This window comes from Synechococcus sp. A15-127 (assembly GCF_014280215.1).
GTDB lineage: Bacteria > Cyanobacteriota > Cyanobacteriia > PCC-6307 > Cyanobiaceae > Parasynechococcus.
Genome location: NZ_CP047948.1, coordinates 901,365 through 920,908, shown reverse-complemented (window position 1 = coordinate 920,908; position 19,544 = coordinate 901,365). Strand labels below are relative to the sequence as shown.

Genomic DNA, 19,544 nt, shown 5'->3' with positions numbered 1-19,544 from the left:
ATACACGATATCGTTACTTTATCGTCTCAATCTTCGCCGAATCGCCGGGCTTGATGCCCAGTCGGTCGGCTTCTCCCGCCGCCAGTTCCACCACCCCATCCGACGGCTGATCCGGCCCGTAGCTGGGGCAGGGCAACGCTGGACAGACCGGTACGTCCTTGGCGATGGCGATCACTGTGCCGCCCCGCAGAAACAGCATGTCAAGGGGGGCGATGGTGTTGAACATCCAGAAACTGAGAGGCCTGGGCTGGTCAAAGGGAAACCACATCCCACGCAGGGTCGGCAGCCGGGACCGCTGCATCAGGCCGATGCGCTGCTGTTCGGGAGTGCGCGCCACCTCCAGATCGATGCAGCGCTGCGACGTCAGGCACCATCGGGCTGCGATCGGTAACTGCTGCGGCGGGGACGGATGATCCACGCGGTTCAGGCACCGTCGGCGGAAGGGCCAACACGGTACCCACGGCCGCGCACGGTGTGCACCAGCCTGGGCTCTCCCTTTTCCTCCAGTTTCTGTCGCAGGTAGCGGATGTACACCTCAACGACGTTGCTGCTGCCGGCCCGCTCGTCCTGCCACACCTGCTCCAGAAGTTCCTCGCGACTGAAGGCGCGACCGGGATGCCTCAACAGAGCCAGCAGCAGCGCATACTCCCTGGCGGTCAACGCCACCGGTCGCCCACCGCGCCGCACCTGCCTCTGGCTGGTGTCGACACTGAGATCGCCCACCTGCAGCAACGACGGTCGCTGCTCGTCACGGGACTGGATCGTGCGATGCAGACGCAGTCGCAGCAGCAGGTCGCTGGGACCGACACTGGACAGCCAGAAGTCGTCCGCCCCGGAACAGAGACAGGCAGCACGAGCCTCGACACTTTCCTGCTCCAGGTCAAGCAGAATCGGCATGCCCCCGAAGCGCAAACGCAGATCGGAGATCAGCGGTCGCTGATCGGCCGCCAGCACTGCAGCCACAGGCTCCTGTCCTGCCTGGGCGCGACTGGAGGCCACCCCGGCACTCAGCCAATCCACCGTCGTGTAACCGGATGCCGTGAGCCGCGGGGCCAGGTCCACCGCTGCCTGTCCTGCCAGCAGCAGCAATGGATCAGCGCTCATGCCTTGTCAGGCTTGGCGATGTGGGGCAACCCCCAACCGAGTTTGTTACGCAGCACCTGGAAAAATTCATGGTCCACGAGCCGAACGAAACGCACCGGATGATCACTGCGCCGGATCAGCACGCGATCCTCCGGCCAGACATAGCAACCGGCACTGCCGTCCACCACCATCATCAAACGTTCCGGTGTGGCCGGGAACACAGTCACCGGTTCCCGGTCACTGAACACAAGAGCCCGCGACGCGAGTGAATGGGGGGCGATCGGCGTGAGCTGCAGCACCGGGCAGTCCGGCGAAATCACCGGGCCACCGGCACTGAGGGCGTAGGCCGTCGATCCGGTGGGAGTCGACAGGATCACGCCGTCCGCAGCGATGTCCACCGGGGCATGACGTCCGATGGCGATCTCGAAATGGCACATGCTGGTGAGCGGTTCCCGGTGCAAGGCCATCTCATTGAGAGACAAGGCCTCCCAGCGCCGCTGATCACCGCGCATCACGCTCACCACCAGATTGCTGCGCTCTTCAATCGTCCATTGCTGCGTGAACACCACCTCCAGAGCCCGGTCGAGGTCGCTGAGGTATGCCTCGGCCAGAAAACCGAGGTGACCGGTGTTGATGGTGAGGATCGGAACCCCGACAGGGGCCGTCTGGCGCGCCGCCGACAACACCGTTCCATCGCCCCCCAGCACAATCGCCAACGCCATGCCGCTGTCGAATCCCTCAGGCACACAAGCGCTGTAACCCAGCAGCCTCAGATGCTGATCGGGATTGGCAAATCCAACCATCCCACCGGAGCTGCTGGCCCGGAGGACAGAATGACCAGCGCGCTCCAGCCTGGTCTGAACCGTGTCAGCGGTTTCGACCGCCAGGGCCTTGCCATCATTGACGATCAGTCCGATGCGGGGCACCGATCGCGACAGCAGACAACCTGATCAGTTTATGAGACCCCTCCGGAGCCGGTGCGTACGGGATCGGAGAGAAGCCCCTGCCTAAAGACCGCGGCACAGCTAGGACGCCAGAAGGTTTTTTGGGCTCTGATGAACCGTTCACGCGTGGTTGTCAAATCGCTGTTGCTCTCGGCGCTTTCTTTGGGGATCGCCGACTGCACTGGAGTTGCCAATTCAGCTGGTGTTCACGCCTCGAGCCTCAAAGGCAGCGTCTCGCTGATGGGCAAGCCCGTGAACGGTGCCGCCATCACCCTCTGGCAGGTCAGTGGCGGCAAGGAGCCGAAGCAACTGAAGACGCTCAGCTCCGGCAAGGACGGTGCCTTCTCGATCTCCTTGAGCCCGAAGGAGGGCGCCGTCCATTACCTGGTGGTGACAGGCGGCCGTGTGGACGGTGAGGAGGCGAAACGGCTGTCGATGCTCAGCGTGCTGGACGACAAGGTGGCGGAATCGGTCGTGGTGAACGAACTGACCACGGTGGGATCGATCTGGCCGAATGCCCAACTGCTTGAAGACGACGCACTCAGAGGCAGTGCCAGCGCCCTGGCGATCGGTTCAGGCCAGGTTCGCAATCTGGTGAATCCCGGCAGCGGCAGCTACGGCGAGACGCTGCTGCGCAGTTCGAACCTGCTCAATTCCGAGACCACGGTTCGCATGAACGTGCTCTCCAACCTGCTGGGCCTCTGTGCAGGTGCCGAGAACACGCAGGCCTGCGATGAACTGCTCAGCCTGACGGGCAGCGAGAACACCCTCTCAGCGCTCACCTCCATTGCACGTCAGCCCTGGAAGAACGTCAGTCAGCTCTACAAGCTCTTCGATCAGAGCTATCCGATTGACAAGACCACTGAGCTGCGCTCCACGGCAACCCTGCCCTACCTGCTGTTCGAACCCAAAAGCTTTTCACTTTCCCTGGTTTTCAACGGTGGCGGTGCTTTAGGGCTCGGGAAATTGATGTTTGACGGAAAAGGAAGCATGTGGAGTGGAACCAACTGGATGCCGGGCTCTCAATCCGGCGTGGTCAACAACATCGGCGGAGGCGTCACCCACTTTGGCCCAGGTGGCATACCCCTCTCACCAGCGATTAGCGGTTACAACGGCCAAGGCATTAATGGTGTGGGCTGGGGGACCGGCGTCTCAGAAAAATATGCCTGGGTTGGTGCATTCAACAATATGGTCGGGGTGTTAGACCTCAAAGACGGGGAAGCCCTCGGGCCAGCCACGATTGATGGGGAAGTTGGTCAGCTTCAGGGCGTCGCCACTGCCGCCAACGGAGATGTATGGATTGCTGATAACACTGCAAACCACATGATTCATTTCCCCGGTGGTGATTACACCAAGGGGAAGCGCCACACCATTGATGGTCTCCAAGCCCCCTTCGGCGTCGCTGTTGACGCGCGGAACAGAGTGTGGGTGAGCAGCAGTTACAACAACAAACTCACCGTATTTCCAGGAGATGCTCCTGATCAAGCCAAAACGATCGAAGTGAACCTTGGTGGACGTGGAGTTGCTGTTGACTCAACAGGGCACATATGGATTGCCCAGCAATCCAATTCCCCTCAGGGAGCACTACCTCCAGGCGCGAAAATGCCGCCCAACATCCCCGCCAATGCGCCACAACCCAAAACCATCATGGAGGAGTTTGAGGCCGGTGCCGAATACCTTTTGACCAACCCCACCATCACACAGACTGGCATGGTTGGCTTGATCTCGCCCGACATGGAAGTCGTCAAGACAGACATCGCCAAAGGCACCGCTTATATTCCCTGGGGTGTGTCAATCGACGGCAATGACAACGTCTGGGTTGGCAATTTATATGGTCAAAGCTTGACTCACATCTGCGGCGTCAATCCCGCCAATTGCCCCGCAGGAAAAACCACTGGGGATGTGATTCACAACTACCAAAGCGGCGTCATTCAAATGACCACCGATGTGATCGTTGATGACGCTGGAAACCTCTGGAGCGCCAACAACTGGTTCGATGGTGAAGTCGTCATCAACCCCACCTACAGGGGCCGCACCTCCACATTTGGAGGGGGCCAGGGATTTGTTGTGACCTATGGCGTTGCCGGCCCGGTCCAAAACCCCCTGATGGGTCCTGTGCGCAAGCAAAGTTGACGCTGTCTCAACATCAACCAGAAGCCACCGCTGTTGATCAGATGATTCGACATCATTTCATCGCTCCAATGATCATCGGGCTTGCGAGTTTTGTCAGTCCGGCAAGTTTCGCAGCCCCTGCTCCACCTCTGAGTATTGCTCAGCAAAGTGCAGTTCCGACAGAAACGACCGATCCAGAAGAAGACAACAACTGGCGACTGAACCTCGATCTTTACGGCTTCGCACCGCTGTCGTCTGACACCGATGTGACGCTGAACGGAAACAGCGACACCCTCTCCTGGGACCTGGGCAATGTTCTCGATCATCTGACCGGTCTGATGACCGTTCGGGCGGGACTCGAGAAGGGACGCTGGGGACTGCAGACGGCTCTGAATTACAGCAGTTTTGCGGGTGATTTCGGTGGTTCCTCCTGGAGATCCTTGGATCGCTCACGCAACCGTCAGCTCACCGGAAATGAGGTGAGCCGAGAGCTCACCCTGCGAGGGGATGTCGACGGCGACTTTCAACTGGAGCAGGCGATGGTCGACGTCGCCCTTCGTTACAGAGCCGGAGCTGTGCAAAGGCCCCGCATGGAACCTGGAGACGCAACGTTTGTCGGTTTTGCGGGTGCACGGATTGTGGGAGGAACCATCAGCGGTGATGTGGATGTGAAGCTTGCCTCCAGCTATGAGGGGCCAATTCTCGACTCCGAACGGTCCAAAACACAGAACTTCGATTCAGCCTGGTCGCACACCTGGGTGCAGCCGTTGATCGGCATGCATGCCAACTACACGTTGAGTGACGACTGGCAAGCTTTCCTCTACCTGGACGCGGCTGGATTTGGTCTCTCCGGTCGAGAGGACCTCAGCGGAATCGCCCAAGCCGGTGTCGCCTACACAATCGGGAATTCAACCCAGCTATCTCTCTCCTACAAATATTTCGGGCTCAATTACCTCGCCGGCGGCAGCGACAACGGATACGACGCGAAACAGCATGGTGTGAACGTCGGACTGCGCATCCTGTTCGAATGATCTGATCAGGACGCCAAGCTGTGAGCCACGGCCACAGCGGCCTTGGATCCACTGGAGATCGCACCTTCAATGAAACCCCGCCACCCCTCGGTGGTATCTCCGGAAGCGAAATACAGATGACCTTCATGACGCGGAAGCTCGTCGGCGAAGCGTCCGAAGCATCCGGGGCGGTAGGTGCACCAGCTGCCGTTAGAGAGCGCGTCATCACCCCAGTCGTGACCGAACGTGGACAGCAGACGGACACCAGGCATGAATTCTTCGAGAACGGTCTGCCACTCAGAGACAGGTTTCTCCAGAGCACCGGGCTCGAGACTGAATCCGGCCAGCACCGAATGCTGTTCACCGCGTTTGTAGGTGAAGCTGCCGATCAGCGGTGAATCGCTGGAACGGGAAAGGGTCATCACCGCGCCAGCATCACCCTCCACTTCGAAAAACACCTTGTATCCACCCCCGACATGCTTCAGCTGCGAAGCCTCCTGCTTCACCGTCGACAGCGGCGGATCAAACGAAACGCTGTTCAACACATTGAGCGGCACAGTCACCACAGCACGCTTGGCGTTCACAATCTCACCATCAGCGGTGGTCACTGACACACCGGTCGCTGAGTGCTGAACAGACGACACAGACGTGCTCAGTGCAACTTCAAAAGCACCATCCTCTGCGATCGCAGAGACAAGAGCTCCTGTCCCGTCTGTGAACTTGTAACGGGCGGCGGTGTCATTGAACAGCTCATAATTCCAGCCAGTCAGCGACCAGCAACGCATCATCTCCACATAGGAGGCATTCGCAGGTTGGTTCATCGAAAGGATCTCGAGCATGCCACCGACAGCAGTCCGCTGAAGGGGAGTGAGCTCCAGAGCATTCATCCGATCAGCCACCGTCAGAGCATCACATTCGACAATCGCCTCACGCGTGTGACGGGAGTCGTAAGGGAGCTCCCACACCGCCTTGGATGCTGCAAAAAACTGATGAAATCCATCAACAAATTCAGCCAGCTGGTCTTCGCGCAGGTCATGCACCTGCTCGCCGATCTTGATCGCAATCCGCTCTGCAGAACAGCCGGGTGTTTCCTGAATCTCAAGGCCATAGCGTTCTTTTTCCGCCCAGACGAATGGCTGGGTCCAATGAATCCAGGTTCCACCGAGTTCCACCGCAAAACCGTTCACCTCCTTGTGCCAGGTCCGACCGCCCAGGCGATCGCGAGCTTCCAGAACAAGGGTGGTGAGTCCACGCTTTTGAAGATCCCGAGCAGCCGTGATGCCGGCGAATCCTCCGCCGACCACAACAACATCAACAGTGCGAGACATGGAGAGAGGAGTAAACGATGACAAAAAACCAAAAGAGTCCCATCAGTGGGTGCTCCCCACCCACTGACGGGACTCAGAAATCAACGATCAGAGCTGTTCGATCGCGCCGAGTTTCCAGGTGCGGTCAAACCATTCCTGCCCTGGTCCGTAGAGACGGAAGATGCCGAACCAACCCTTGCCTGGAACCGTCTTCACCCAATTGGCTTCTTTGCCGGCAGGAGCTTCAGGGCCGAAGTAGAGATCAATGCTGCCGTCAGCATTTTTTGCCATCTCAGGGTTGCGCTTGTTGTTTTTACTGGGGTAAGGCATTTGCTTGCTCTGCAACATCGAGCGGGTTTGCGGGTCATAGACCACGAACGACCAGAAGCGCTGAGCCGGGGGATTGGCAGGGATATTGACCTTGTAGGTTTTGGAGCCATCCAAGTAGGCACCACTACTGTCCCTAGAGCTGAAGGTGTACTGCGAACCCACGCCAGGAAGTTCCAGCACCATCGCCGGTGTGTTCACCGTGGCGAGGTAGAAGAACAGGGTGCGACCGTCCATGTCACGCCCACCCTTGCCGCCATTGACGACATACTCATGATTACCTCCAGGGAAACCGGTTTGCCAATAACCGGCCTTACCGGGGTAGATGTAGGCCTTGGGATCTTGCGGGGCAAACAGAATCGAACGCGCCGTAGCATTGCCAATAGCAACCGCATCGGTGAGCAGGGCTTTTTGTTCGGGCGACGGATTGAAAGCCTTGCCCTTTTGAATGCCGATCGCCGAGGCCATCCCCAAGAGCTCAGGCGAAAACATCTCGGAGGGCTCGCGCTGGATCACCTCATCCAGTTCCTCGTAGAACTTGAAGTCGTTGGCATGGATGGTGTTCACATCTGAACCTGTGAGGTTGGTGAACCTGTTGGCAGGTGGATTGTCTTTTTCAGAAAGGGGATACACCTTGAGACCAGTTTTGAATGCTGCCTTGGCCGTATCGGGCTTGCCTTGGTCGTCGAGGAAGCCTCGCAGGATCAGCCAGTTGATCTTGCTAGGCGTTGATGCAACGAAGTAGCCATCCGTATTGGCAGGCGCTGTCTGACCCGGACCCAAAATCAGATACTTACCGCCTTTGCCTTTATCTGGGCCGGGGCCACCCATGTCGACCACAAAGCGGAAAAAGGCATCGTTGACAGTGCCAGGCCCCGTGCCCGGAGGAACTTCCACCACGACGGGGCCATTGCTGAGATCCAAAAATGCGGAGGCATACACCGTATCGGTGTTACCGGTGAGCCAGAGCGACGTGGAGCTCATCAGCTCCTCAAACAAGCCAATGTCGCGATTCGGCTGCATGCCGTAACCATCGCGATGGCCCACATAGAGCATCTCCAACGATGCAGCAGGCATGAAATTCAGGAAGGTCTGAACGCCGCGACCGAGATCCACCTGACGGCGGGCCAAGACCTTCGTTTGATCGTCCGGAAGGCCATCGAAATAATTGAAGGTACCGATACGCGTGACGACGGTGTCTTCAGTGAGAACATCCTCAGGAATCGGCGTGTTGTAGCCCTTGGGAATGTGGTTGTCGGCTCTGAGGACAAGCCCACTTCCGGCCACGAGCAGAGCTGACGCGAAAACAAGCTGAAGGCGGGTGAAGCGTTTCATAAGAGAGCGAAAGGTAGGAGAGACTTCAGGCATGACAGGACTCACTTGACCTGCTCGATGTTGTTGAGCTTCCAGCTCTGGTCGAACCAGGGCTTCAGAGGGCCATACAGGCGGAAGGCCATGAACCAGCCCTTGCCAGGAACCGTCTCGATCCAATTGGCCTCCTGACCGGCCGGAGCCTTCGGACCGAAGTAGACGTCGACGGATCCATCGTCATTCGCAACCATGTCTTTGTTGCGCTGGCTGTTCTTGGCTGGGAACGGCTGGCCAGTCTGCAGCTGAGAGCGGGTCTGAGGGTCGTAGACAACGATCGACCAGAAATCCTTCGCCGGTGGATTCTTATCGATGGTCAGCTTGTAGGTTTTGCTGCCGTCGAGGTAGTTGCCCTCACTGTCAGTGCCGGCGATGGCGTACTGAGAACCGACTCCCACCATCTCCAGCACCATGGCCGGGGTGTTCACCGTATAGGCCCAGAAGAAGTTGTTGCGCGCATCAAGGTTGCGCCCACCTTTGCCTTCATCCTTCAGCCATTCGTAACTGCCACCGGCAAAAGCTGAGAACCACTGCGGGTTGCCTTCGTAGATCAGTGCGTCTTCGCCCCGAGGCGTCACCATGTCGGAGCGAACGTAGGCAACACCCACCTGAACCGCTTCCTCGAGGAGCTTCTTGTCGGCCTCTGAGGGGTTGAACGGCTTACCCTTTTCCATGCCGATGGCAGACGCCAGACCGCGGATCTCTGGGTCAAGAAAATCAATCGGTTCGCGCTGTATCACGCGGTTGAGCTCATTGAAGAACTCGAAATTGTTGGCATGAACGGTGTTGTAAACTGCATCACCGCCCTCGACGAAAGTCATCTCGGGAGGATTGTCCTTCTGAGCCAGGGGGTAGAGGCGGACGCCTTGTTTGTAGTTCGCCACAGCCTTATCCGGCTTGCCCTCTTCATCGAGGAAGGCCCGCATAATCAGCCAGTTGGAATAGGTAGGAGAGCGGAAAACGAAATAGCCATCGGTGTTCTCGGGCTCCTTATCGTCAGGGCCGAGGATCAGATACTTGCCGCCTTTGCCCTTGTCCGGCCCGGGAGCTCCGGTATCGGCCACAAAGCGGAAGTAGGCATCGTTGATCGTTCCTGGTCCTAGACCAGCCGGCACTTCGATCACCAGCGGACCGGTCTCTTCCAGATTGAAGAAGGTGGAGCCGTAAACCGTGTCGGTGTTCCCCGTGAGAAACAGCGGCTTGGAGTTCAGCGGCGACATCAACATGAGCTTGGTGTGCCCATCCACACCCATCTCGGCATGACCGTGGCGCAGCATCTCAATGCTGGCTGCCGGCATCAGTGTCAGGAAGGTCTCGTAGCCACGGATGAACTTGAGGTTGTCGAAGCTGGCCTCGGCGGTGGCCGCATCAGGCATGCCGTCAAAGAAGTTGAACGTGCCCGCACTGGTCTCCACCGAATCCGGCGTCATCAGCTCGTCCGGAATTGCCGTGGTGTACCCCTCAGGCACATCACCGCTGCCCTTGTTCATGGCCTGCGTTCCGGCATCAGGCTTGCTCGAGCAGCCAACGGCAAGCATCGCGGCAAGCGTGACAGTGGAGAGCCCTTTGAAGACCGGACCGAACCGACGCGTCTTGGTCATCCGAAGACAGGATTCATTCCATTGCAAATTAGAGATACCGCCGCGAGTTGAGCGTCAAGAAGGCAACGCGGATGGTCCAATTTGTACGCATTCCAAAAAATTAAAACAATCCGTTGATCTGCGTTGTGCTGGGGGCAGAGGCGTAGTGGCGTTCAAAGAGCACCCAGCACATCAGAGATGATTCAATCCTTCGCAGGTTGCAACTCGGGGCGCACCCAGCTGCCATCAAAATAGGCAGGCTTCGGGTTGTAAATCCTGAAGGTTGCATTCCAGCCCGGATAAATCTCCAAATAGTTGGGTTGCGTCTTATCACTACCAAAATTAAGCGTCACTTCACCCTGGGCATCTGACTTGGCAAATGCACTGTTCACATTGAAATTCTCACCAACCGGAAATCCATCCTTGTCGTACACCGTAAGAGACCAAAAAGCATTGTCGCCATTCGGAACATCTTTGAGCGTCAGCATTTGAGGCTCAGCTGATGATGGCGTGTAGAAAAGATAAACAGCACCTTCCTTGGGTAATCCGCCAATCCCCACAGCTACACCCATGTTGTTCTGCTCCGGGGTGACTTCGCCGGGACGACCAAAGAGCGATTCCGACTTCACGCCTTTCTCGTTCCGCTCTTCGTTGTAAGCGGCACGGAGAGCCATCATCTGCTCAAGATCCCATTGGTTGGGTAGTACATACTCGCCTGTTTTAGACTGAGTTACCGACAACTTGGCCTGCAGAGCCTGGGCCTGCGAAACATCCTCAGGATCCTGAATGTTTACACCGGTGCGGAATGCCACCAAGGCATAGCGGCTCCCCACCTTGTCCTCTGTAAGGGTGTAGTCACCAGGCTCTTTTTCCACATACACATACCCCTGTCCATTCACCACCATGGCGCTCTGGTAGCGGCCATTGGTTTGCGGGAGCGTAAAAGTCGCCGGAGTGGTCAGATCAAGAATCAACCAGGAATACAAGGTGTCGAAGTTAATCCGAATCACCGTGCGATCCTTAGGGTCCGCAGCCTTCTGGAGATTTAAGATCGTTCCCAAACCTCCGGTACAGGTAGCAGTTGCAACGTCGGTGATGTACTTAGCAAAGACCGTCTGCGTTTCGGCCTCGGAATAGTTGGCCTTGGTGACGGGAACCACCGTGCTGCTCTGAACCAAAACAGCAGGCTTAGGGCAATCCTCATTGGCTGTGTCTACTGAAGCAGCAGCCTGCTCAGTATTAGCAGTAGACGAGGCCTGAGCTGAAGCATTTTTGGGCTGGCCACATGCAACGGTTAAAACACCTAAGACAAGAGCGAAAGCAGCAGTGATGGCTTTCTTTTGAAAAAACATAATTGAAAGCAATACTTGGACAAAACTAAAAAAGAGAAGGCGAAAAATGATTCAACTCATTTAGCAGGAACAAACTGCGGAAGCGTCCAGCCACCGTTGAAATAAGCCTCAGTCGGGGAGTAAATTCGCAGCACAACATTCCAGCCAGGGTAGATATCGAGATAGTTGTCTTTGCTCTTATCACCTCCAAAGTGAATTACATACTCACCTTTTTCATTTTTCTTCGCGAAAACGCTATTCACATTGTACTTTTCACCCACTGAAAAACCTTGCTTGTCATAGACAGTGACCGACCAGAAAGCTCGTGGGTCGCTGGGAACATCTTTCAACGTAAGGGTTTGAGGGTCAGTGGAATCCACAACTTTGGGGATGGGATACACCGCTCCCTTCTTGGTAAGCCCACCCCAGCCAACGCCAACACCAAAATTACGCATCTCCTCGCTGATCTCGCCTTTCTTGCCAAAAGCCATCTCCGAGGTCACACCCTCAGGCGCCAACCGTTTGTTGTAATCAGCACGCATGGCAAGGATCTCATCCATGTCGTATTTATTGGTCGAGACAAATTCACCCTTCGCTGATTGCTCCAAGTCAATCCGATCTTGGACTGCACCGGCTTTTTTGAGATCTTCAGGATCCTGCATGTTTACCCGAGTGCGCACAAGAGCTAAAACATAACGACTACCCATCGACTCTTTGGTGAGTTGATATCCACCGGGCTTAGAAGTCTCCAACGGAATCCAATGCTCCTCATTCACCACTTCGAGGATCTGATAACGATCGGTCTCAGGAAGCACAACCGTGGCGGGGCTATTGAGATCAAGAACAGCAAAGGAATAGAGGGTATCGAAATTCGGTCGCAAAATGGTGCGTTCCTTCGGATCCATTGCACCCTTCTGATGCAGGAACATACCCATGCCATTTGCGCAGGTGCCTTTGGCGATTTTGCGCACATAGACCGCGAGAATCACTTCCGTTTCCGCCACGGCATAGTTGGCCTTGGTGACCGGTATTACCTCGTTGTTTTTCATGACCACAGCTGGAGACGGGCAATCCTTGGAACCGGACGCAGTGAGACCAGCTGCCTGCGGGAGGGTTTTTGCAGCCGATGGATTGAATGATGATCCGAAGGTTGCGGTCAAAAGACCCAGGGTTGCAGCGAAGGGAAGCGTTGCGAACAAAGAACGGCGAACACCCTGCAATTTCACAAAAAACACCCATTGATACACTCGCACACCATACATATAAATGCCACAATTGCGACCTTGGCCGAAATGAATGCTCAATTTGTACAAACACAAAGAATGGTCAGTACAGCGTCAAGTCAAATTTGAAGCACAAAGCAATCTCTGAGGGACTGAATCAGGCCAATCAAACATCCCTCAGAAACAAACAGAGATCGATCAGCCAGCCGGAATCAGGAACTGAATCTGTGTGCGGATGGTCCAGTCGCCAAGAAGTTCTTCGCCACCAATCTCAGGCTTGACGACGTTGTAATAACCATGGAGTGACATGTTGATCGGCTGCTTCCCAACCTTGAAAACACGTCCAACACCTGCTCCAACAGGCACCGTCCAACCATTGTCTTCATTTTCCCAATCCGCCGTGATGATCGGTGAAAACGAGATGTACCAGCCTTTCGGCAGGTTGTAGTTCACGAAAGGCTGTACCAACATCTTGTTCACATCGGCCCGGTCTTCATCACCAGCGAACGACCACATGTTGTTCACCAATCCACCGACAACCCAAGGCCCCTTGGTATACACACCGACAACGGCAGGACCGGCTGTCCACTTGCCAGACCCGAGAGGGCCATCCGAAACGGGAATGCCGACGGTTGGACCGAAACCAAACGTGAAATCTCCTTCCATGGTGGGCACAAAGAAGGCCGATGGATTGATATCACCGATGCCAACACGCTGCTCCTGATCCCAACGCTTGAGGTAAGGATCACCAGCCTCCGTCACACCAATTTTCGGATCAGCCCAGGGAACAGCCAAAAATGGAACGATGGTGCGGGTGACGACCGTCCAGTCATCACTCAGTTGGAAGGGCAAGACCGGCTGGACATTGACAACGTTCAGAACCTTGTCGTGGTGGGCGTCGGGATCAATGGCGTTGGGAGCCCATTGGGTATTTGGAGTCGCATTCCACTGGAACGGAATGCTGATCATGCTCGCGATCGGGTTCTGGGCGGCTTTGGCCAGAGCTTCCTGGCTCGGGCCTGCAGCCTCAGCAGCGGCAACACCGGGAGCTTGAGAGGCATCCGAAGCCTGTGCCAGCGTTGTCTCAGGCGATGGCTCCAACGCTTGAGCTAAGTCCTGATCAAACGTCAGCGCGGAATAATCGAAGTCCTCTCCTGCTGAACGATCAACATCTTGTGCACACGCCTGCCCGGAAGTGAAAGGAGCCAGGGAAAGCGCCAAGAGTGAGGCGGCTGCGTGAAGCTTCACAGAGTTCGGGATTTGTTTGGCCCAGCATGCCGAAAAACCGTGGGCAAAAGGTACAGATTGCACGTGTCTTACTGGACCAATTCTGACAAGTCCTCTAGAGACTCGGCTACCTTCCAATCAATTGTCTTCTGGACTGTCCCGCAATCGAAAAATCCCGTAGGGTTCGAACCGAGTGCTTATGAGTCGTTAGAACGCATGTTCATGTTCCGCTCCTTGGTCATTCCGTTTTCACTGATGGCAACCTTTGGCCTGCCATCAGCAGCACTGGCCGAACTGAGTGAATCTGCAGCTGAAGGGAGTCAAACGGTACTGGTCGCGCAGGCAGTGGAGGATGAACCTGCGGAAAAAACAGAGGATGACGAAAAGAACTGGCGGACGTACATCGATCTTTATGGTTTCCTCCCCCTGGAGACAACAACCGAGATCAGGGTGATGGAGAACACCAACAGCTTGAGCCAAAACCTTGAGGAAGTTCTCACACCGGTCACAGGCGCTTTCACCGGGCGTGTTGGAGTGGAATACGGGCGTTACGGATTCCAGGCTCATGTGAATCACGGTTCCTCCTGGATGTCCGAGACCGTTGGCAGCTGGAGCGGAGATAACGCTCTGCGTGATCAAGCCGACAATGGCCTTCCCGGGATCGTCAAGGACCGACGGATCACAGCAAAAGGCAAAATTGATCTTGATTTCACCTTCAACCAGACGATCGTCGATCTGGCGGCGCGTTTCCGCGCAGGGGCCATCGCCAAACCTCGAATGGAAGCAGGCGACGTCACATTCGTCGGACTGGTCGGTGCCCGCATCGTGGACGCGACCATGGATGTCGATGTGGAGCTTGAGAGCGACATCGAATACAAATCCACCAGCAACCGCCCTGGTGAGCTGATTCCCAAAGAGGCCAAGGAAAAGCTCGAAAGCGACTGGGATGAGTCCTGGTCCAACACCTGGGTGAGTCCGCTGATCGGGATGCAGACCACCTATGCCTTCAATGATCAGTGGCAGGCCTTCCTTTACCTCGATGCTGCTGGTTTCGGTGTCAGCGGTCGCCGTGATCTCTCGGGGACAGCACAGGCAGGCATTTCCTACACGATCGGGAATTCAACCCAGTTGTCACTTGGATACAAATATTGGAGCCTTGATTTTGCCGGTTACGGATCTGATGATCACTACGACGTGACTCAGCACGGTGTCAATCTTGGACTGAGACTGTTCTTTGATTGATTTACAACATGACGAACCTCACGCGCCATTCCACACGGATTTCCTGCCTGGTTGAACTCAGCACCGGTGTCCCCTTGGTGCTGGTTCCTGGCGTCGTGATGACTCTTCTGTTCGGATCACCACTGCCTGATGGTGGTGACCAGCTGGCTCAGCTGTTCGGAGCGGCGCTCATCGGCCTGGGCATCTCCTGCTGGTCAGCCAGTGCCCCGGATGCCCGGCCATCCAGCGCACGGCTGGGATTGATGCTTTACAACCTCACAGCCGCTCTGTTTCTGATCGGCTTTGCCGTCACTGGCGCAGCGCAAGGCCTGATGGCTGGCCCTGCTGGCATGCTGCATCTCGTCCTGGGGCTGTTGATGTTGCTGGATCAGTCCAGGTCGGCAGCACAGCGAAAGCCCATGTGACAGGTTGCTGTGTCCAGCGTTTGCCCCATCAGGGCCGCAGGCCGGAAACGATGGCAGTAATTCTCTGCGCAGAGGAACGATCCTCCTTTGATCACGCGCCGTTTCTGCTCTTCAGCAGGAACGGGGTACACCGTTGACGTCCACTCCCAGACATTGCCGCAGACGTCGACCAGCCCGTAGCCATTCGCGGGGAAGTGACCCACTGGAGATGTCCAGAACCAGCCGTCCGTCTGCTCGTTGATCCAGGGGAACGGGCCCTGCCAGACATTCGCCAGCCAACGGCCCTCCGGCGTCATCTCTGCACCCCAGGCATAGTCCTCCGCCTCCAGTCCACCTCGCGCGGCCACCTCCCACTCGTCTGCGGTCGGGAGCCGTTTGCCGGCCCAATGCGCGTAGGCGATCGCATCGTCATACGCAACGTGAACGACCGGATGCTCCATCAATCCCTCGATGTTCGTCTCAGGCCCCTGGGGATGCCTCCAGTCAGCACCAGCGATCAACGCCCACCAAGCCAGAGGCTGGCTGCGATCCACACTGGCCGGAGGAGGCAGAAACACAGCTGACTCGGGGATCTGCTGCTCAGGAGCCAGATCTGGATAAAGCTCGGGGTCGGGAGGTTGCTCCGACACCGTGACATATCCCGTGGCGTTGACGAACCGCTCAAATTGCGCGTTGGTCACAGGAGCAACGTCGATCCGGAAGGACGGCAACGTCACCTTTCGGATCGGAGATTCCTCAGGATAGAAATCTGTCGAGCCAAGTTGATATTGGCCGGCCGGGATGACGGCCATGTCATCCCAGCTAATCGATGGCGACACGCTCAACCTTTTTTCTGATCTGAGTCCTTGGGATAGATCTGAAGCGTCACCTTGTCAATCTGGCCGCCATAGGCGCTGTAACGGCGGGGACCAATCGTCTTGATCGTGACCGCTGAGCCACGATCAAGTCCGACGTCCGCACCTTCGTCGATAGAGAAGCGCGATGCAATCGTCTTCTCCAGGCGACCCTCAGCGACCACCTCGCCGTTGAGTTTCATCCGGACATCTGCGCCTTTTCCAACACCACCGCCGTCGTAGTCGAGCTCGAAACGAATCTCGGACTTACCAGTCGGTAATGGCTTGTTGCTCGTGAACGTGAACAGCTCTCCCATGTAGTTGTAGGTGTAGGAGGGCTTGTTGTTTTGGACGTACAGCGACCAACCTCCAAATCGACCGCCCTGGGAGAAGATCACGCCGTCCTCATCATCGCCTTTCTTATCAACAAAGGCCGTCACGCTGTTTGACGTGTTCTTCACATTGAGGATCGAGTCTTCGACCAAGTTCCAGGCATAGGGATAGAGATCCATGGACGTGCGATCACCCAACAGGGTCGGACGTCCAGCAACGGACGGCACCAGACGCTCGAGAAGTCGATCATCCAGTGGCAACACCTGATTTTCAATCGCCTGTTCCAGGAACTTCTCCTTCATCTTCTTCAGGCGTTCCGGCTCCTGCTCGGCGAGATCAGTCGAGAGACTGAAATCCTTGGTGGTGTCGTACAGCTGCCAACCAGTATCGTCCGCAACCGGATTCATTCGTTCCGGCGCCATCCAGGGATACATCACTGTCGTCCGCGCCATCCAGCCATCGTGATAGATGCCCCGGTTGCCAATGATCTCAAAATACTGAGTATTGTGCTTCTCTTTGGCTTCTGGATTGTCAAAGGTATACAGCAGGCTGATTCCCTGCATCGGGATCTGATCAATGCCGTGAATGGTATTTGGCATCGGTAGATTGGCCGCCTCAAGGATTGTGGGAGCCACATCATTCACGTGCGAGAACTGAGTCCGCACACCACCACCTTTTGTGATGCGCTTCGGCCAATGAACCACGGTGCCATTCCGTGTTCCACCGAAATCACCAGCCACTTGCTTGGAGAGAGCAAAGGGTGAATTGAAAGCGATCGCCCAGCCCATATGATACATGGGATAGGTGGTAGGCCCTCCCCACTCATCAAGCTTGGCCTCCTGCTCATCAGGCGTTTCTTCAACGCCATTGAGATAGTGGTTCCAATTCCACTGACCAGTCCTATCCCCCTCAACACTGGCGCCATTATCACCAGTGATGTAGATCACCAAAGTATTATCGAGCTCACCGAGATCTTCGATCGCCTGGATCAAACGACCGGCTTCATAATCTGAATACTCCGTGAAGGCAGCAAAAACTTCTGCCTGACGCGCATAGATTTTCTGCTGTTGTGGCGTGAGGCCGTCCCATTTGGGGATACTGTCTGGCGCCTTGGCCATCTGAGTACCTTCAGGAACAATTCCCGCCTTGATCTGGTTCTGAAGATTTCGTTCCCTGAGAACATCCCAGCCCTCATCAAACTTGCCTTTGTATTTGGCAATCCATTCCTTGCTCACATGGTGAGGGGAGTGGGAACCGGCGGATGAATAATAGATGAAAAACGGCTTATCGGGTTTGATCGCTTTTTGCTGCCGCATCCAACCGATCGCCTGATCGGTCATGTCTTCGGTGAAGTGATATCCCTCTTTCTTCGGAGCATCCACAACGGTCACACCATCGTGGATGGTGGGTTCCCACATGTTGTCTTCGGCGCCGACGAAGCCGTAGAACTTCTCAAATCCCTGACGCGTTGGCCAACGGGTCTGAGGGCCGGCTGCCGTGGTCTCACGACCCGGCGTTTCATGCCATTTACCAAAGGCCGCCGTGTTGTAACCATTCAGACGCAGAATTTCTGCAACCGGCTGTGCATAGTCAGGAACCACAGTGGAGTTGCCCGCATAACCCGTGGCGATCTCCGGAATCGAGCCCATATTCACCTTGTGGTGATTGCGGCCGGATTTCAGAGCCGCCCGCGTCGGCGCACAGAGGGCTGTGGTGTGGAATTTGTTGTAGCGAAGTCCGTTTTTGGCTAGTTTCTCAGCCGTCGGCATGTTCACCGCACCGCCAAAGGCAGATGGTGCCGCATAGCCCACATCGTCCAGCAGGATGATCACCACATTGGGTGCATCAGCGGGTGCTTTCACTTCCCACTGTGGCGGCAACGGCACTTCTGAGGGAAGAACCTTGGTGACCTTTTCAGGCTTCGGCTCCGCGATCGGAAGTACCGTCCGATCGAATTCAGCCTTCGACGACTGGCTCTTAATTGAACTCGAACACGACGTGGTCATCGCAGCAAGGATGACAACACCACTACTGATTGCGATTTGACGCAGCTTCATGAAAACGGAGAGAGACCTGCTCAACCCCTGATTTAGCGAGTCAAACCTCGAAGAACGCAGTTACAACAGTTCGCAACCCAAAGAAACAACACGCAAGCTTGACGAGCTGATTGGCGTCAGAACTGTTCCAAGAAACGAAGGTCACTCGTGTATAGACGACGAATGTCGTCGATGCCGTGCCGAACCATACAGAACCGCTCCACTCCCAAACCGGCCGCAAAACCACTCCAGCGTTCCGGGTCGAGCCCCAGACCCTCCAGAACGGCTGGATCCACCATCCCGCAGCCCATCACCTCAAGCCAGCGACCACGCCACTGCACATCCACTTCAGCCGACGGCTCGGTGAAGGGGAAATAGCTGGCTCTGAAGCGCACCGGAACATCCCCGAAGAAAGCCTTGAGGAAAGCCATCACCGTGCCGCGCAGGTGACTGAAATCGAGGCCTTCGTCGATGGCCAGCACCTCCACCTGATGAAACACCGCCGAATGGGTGGCATCCGCAGCATCACGGCGGTAGACACGCCCCGGAGCAATGATGCGCACCGGAGGCGGCGTCTGCTCCAGAAAACGGATCTGAACCGGTGAGGTGTGGGTGCGCAGCAGCAGATCATTCTGCAGGTAATACGTGTCCTGCATGTCCCGGGCCGGATGATCCTCGGGGATGTTCAGGGCCGTGAAGTTGTAGTGGTCCTGCTCCACCTCAGGGCCTTCGGTGACGTTGTATCCGAGACCGAGAAACAGATCGACGATCTCCTCGGTGGTGCTGATCAACGGATGGCGATGACCCATCGGCGTTCCCGAGGGCGGTGCGGTGACATCAAGGCTTTCCCTGGAGATCCGCTCCGCCATCGCCGCCTGCTTCACCGCCTGAAGACGCTCGCTCAGCAGTGCCTGCAGCTGAGTCTTGAGCACATTCGCCCGCTGACCCACCACAGGGCGTTCCTTGCCGGGAAGCTTGCCCATCGCCCCCAGCACACCCGAAAGACGTCCCTTCTTGCCAAGCAGGCCCACGCGCAGCTGTTCGAGCGCAGCGGCATCCGGCGCCTCAGCGATCTCAGCGGCCGCCTGCTGCTCCAGAGCGTCCAGCTGATCCGTGAGGTCCTGCAGTGTGACGGGGGCGCTCACCGGCCTGCATCAAAAGGCAGCTGACTGTAAGCAGCCAAG

Annotated in this window: 16 protein-coding genes; 4 read left to right on the top strand and 12 right to left on the bottom strand. The window is 56.5% G+C overall.

What is annotated here, in order from left to right; genetic code table 11:
• Nucleotides 1–13: 13 nt before the first annotated feature.
• From SynA15127_RS04695 to SynA15127_RS04685, 3 genes are read right to left on the bottom strand one after another with little or no spacing between them, the layout of a single operon-like run.
• Nucleotides 14–427 (bottom strand): DUF192 domain-containing protein, encoded by a 414-nt coding sequence (locus SynA15127_RS04695; protein ID WP_370594040.1) that lies wholly within the window; start codon nucleotides 425–427, stop codon nucleotides 14–16.
• Entirely contained in the window at nucleotides 424–1,104 is a 681-nt protein-coding gene (locus SynA15127_RS04690; RefSeq protein ID WP_186485196.1) for a winged helix-turn-helix domain-containing protein, read from the bottom strand. The genes SynA15127_RS04695 and SynA15127_RS04690 overlap by 4 nt, the downstream gene beginning before the upstream one ends.
• Nucleotides 1,101–2,009, bottom strand: a complete 909-nt coding sequence (locus tag SynA15127_RS04685) for an NAD(+) kinase (protein ID WP_186485195.1) — start codon at nucleotides 2,007–2,009, stop codon at nucleotides 1,101–1,103. Before SynA15127_RS04685 ends, SynA15127_RS04690 begins: the two co-directional genes overlap by 4 nt.
• Before the next feature lie 129 nt (nucleotides 2,010–2,138).
• On the opposite strand from SynA15127_RS04685, the gene SynA15127_RS04680 reads away from it, so the two are divergent.
• Both SynA15127_RS04680 and SynA15127_RS04675 read left to right on the top strand, forming a co-directional pair.
• The gene (locus SynA15127_RS04680; protein WP_186485194.1) at nucleotides 2,139–4,160 is read left to right on the top strand and encodes a hypothetical protein; all 2,022 of its coding nucleotides are present in this window, start codon (nucleotides 2,139–2,141) and stop codon (nucleotides 4,158–4,160) included.
• A gap of 68 nt (nucleotides 4,161–4,228) precedes the next feature.
• Nucleotides 4,229–5,170, top strand: coding sequence for a hypothetical protein (locus SynA15127_RS04675; RefSeq protein ID WP_186485193.1), 942 nt, complete (start codon nucleotides 4,229–4,231; stop codon nucleotides 5,168–5,170).
• Nucleotides 5,171–5,175: 5 nt separating this feature from the next.
• On the opposite strand, the gene SynA15127_RS04670 is transcribed toward SynA15127_RS04675, so the two are convergent.
• From SynA15127_RS04670 to SynA15127_RS04645, 6 genes are all read right to left on the bottom strand, one after another.
• Nucleotides 5,176–6,477: an NAD(P)/FAD-dependent oxidoreductase gene (locus SynA15127_RS04670; protein WP_186485192.1), complete on the bottom strand. Its 1,302-nt coding sequence runs from the start codon at nucleotides 6,475–6,477 to the stop codon at nucleotides 5,176–5,178.
• Nucleotides 6,478–6,564: 87 nt separating this feature from the next.
• Nucleotides 6,565–8,118, bottom strand: coding sequence for a DUF1254 domain-containing protein (locus SynA15127_RS04665; protein WP_186485580.1), 1,554 nt, complete (start codon nucleotides 8,116–8,118; stop codon nucleotides 6,565–6,567).
• Nucleotides 8,119–8,159: 41 nt separating this feature from the next.
• Complete coding sequence (locus SynA15127_RS04660; RefSeq protein ID WP_186485191.1) at nucleotides 8,160–9,752, bottom strand: DUF1254 domain-containing protein; 1,593 nt, start codon at nucleotides 9,750–9,752, stop codon at nucleotides 8,160–8,162.
• A 182-nt stretch (nucleotides 9,753–9,934) separates the two neighbouring features.
• On the bottom strand, nucleotides 9,935–11,083 hold the full coding sequence (locus SynA15127_RS04655; protein WP_186485190.1) for a DUF1254 domain-containing protein: 1,149 nt from the start codon (nucleotides 11,081–11,083) through the stop codon (nucleotides 9,935–9,937).
• A 56-nt stretch (nucleotides 11,084–11,139) separates the two neighbouring features.
• Nucleotides 11,140–12,366 carry a DUF1254 domain-containing protein gene (locus SynA15127_RS04650; RefSeq protein ID WP_370594019.1) on the bottom strand — a complete coding sequence of 409 codons (1,227 nt, stop codon included), beginning with the start codon at nucleotides 12,364–12,366 and terminating at the stop codon, nucleotides 11,140–11,142.
• Nucleotides 12,367–12,483: 117 nt separating this feature from the next.
• Nucleotides 12,484–13,596 (bottom strand): neuromedin U, encoded by a 1,113-nt coding sequence (locus tag SynA15127_RS04645; RefSeq protein ID WP_370594018.1) that lies wholly within the window; start codon nucleotides 13,594–13,596, stop codon nucleotides 12,484–12,486.
• A 132-nt stretch (nucleotides 13,597–13,728) separates the two neighbouring features.
• On the opposite strand from SynA15127_RS04645, the gene SynA15127_RS04640 reads away from it, so the two are divergent.
• Nucleotides 13,729–14,754, top strand: coding sequence for a hypothetical protein (locus SynA15127_RS04640; protein WP_186485189.1), 1,026 nt, complete (start codon nucleotides 13,729–13,731; stop codon nucleotides 14,752–14,754).
• An 8-nt stretch (nucleotides 14,755–14,762) separates the two neighbouring features.
• Entirely contained in the window at nucleotides 14,763–15,158 is a 396-nt protein-coding gene (locus SynA15127_RS04635) for a hypothetical protein (RefSeq protein WP_186485188.1), read from the top strand.
• Here SynA15127_RS04635 and SynA15127_RS04630 read toward each other — a convergent pair.
• The 3 genes from SynA15127_RS04630 to pheS form a co-directional block, all read right to left on the bottom strand.
• Nucleotides 15,122–15,949, bottom strand: coding sequence for a formylglycine-generating enzyme family protein (locus tag SynA15127_RS04630; RefSeq protein WP_186485577.1), 828 nt, complete (start codon nucleotides 15,947–15,949; stop codon nucleotides 15,122–15,124). The genes SynA15127_RS04635 and SynA15127_RS04630 overlap by 37 nt on opposite strands.
• 29 nt (nucleotides 15,950–15,978) lie before the next feature.
• Nucleotides 15,979–18,381: an arylsulfatase gene (locus tag SynA15127_RS04625; protein ID WP_186485187.1), complete on the bottom strand. Its 2,403-nt coding sequence runs from the start codon at nucleotides 18,379–18,381 to the stop codon at nucleotides 15,979–15,981.
• A gap of 116 nt (nucleotides 18,382–18,497) precedes the next feature.
• Nucleotides 18,498–19,505 carry a phenylalanine--tRNA ligase subunit alpha gene (gene pheS / locus SynA15127_RS04620; RefSeq protein WP_186485186.1) on the bottom strand — a complete coding sequence of 336 codons (1,008 nt, stop codon included), beginning with the start codon at nucleotides 19,503–19,505 and terminating at the stop codon, nucleotides 18,498–18,500.
• Between the last annotated feature and the right edge of the window lie 39 nt (nucleotides 19,506–19,544).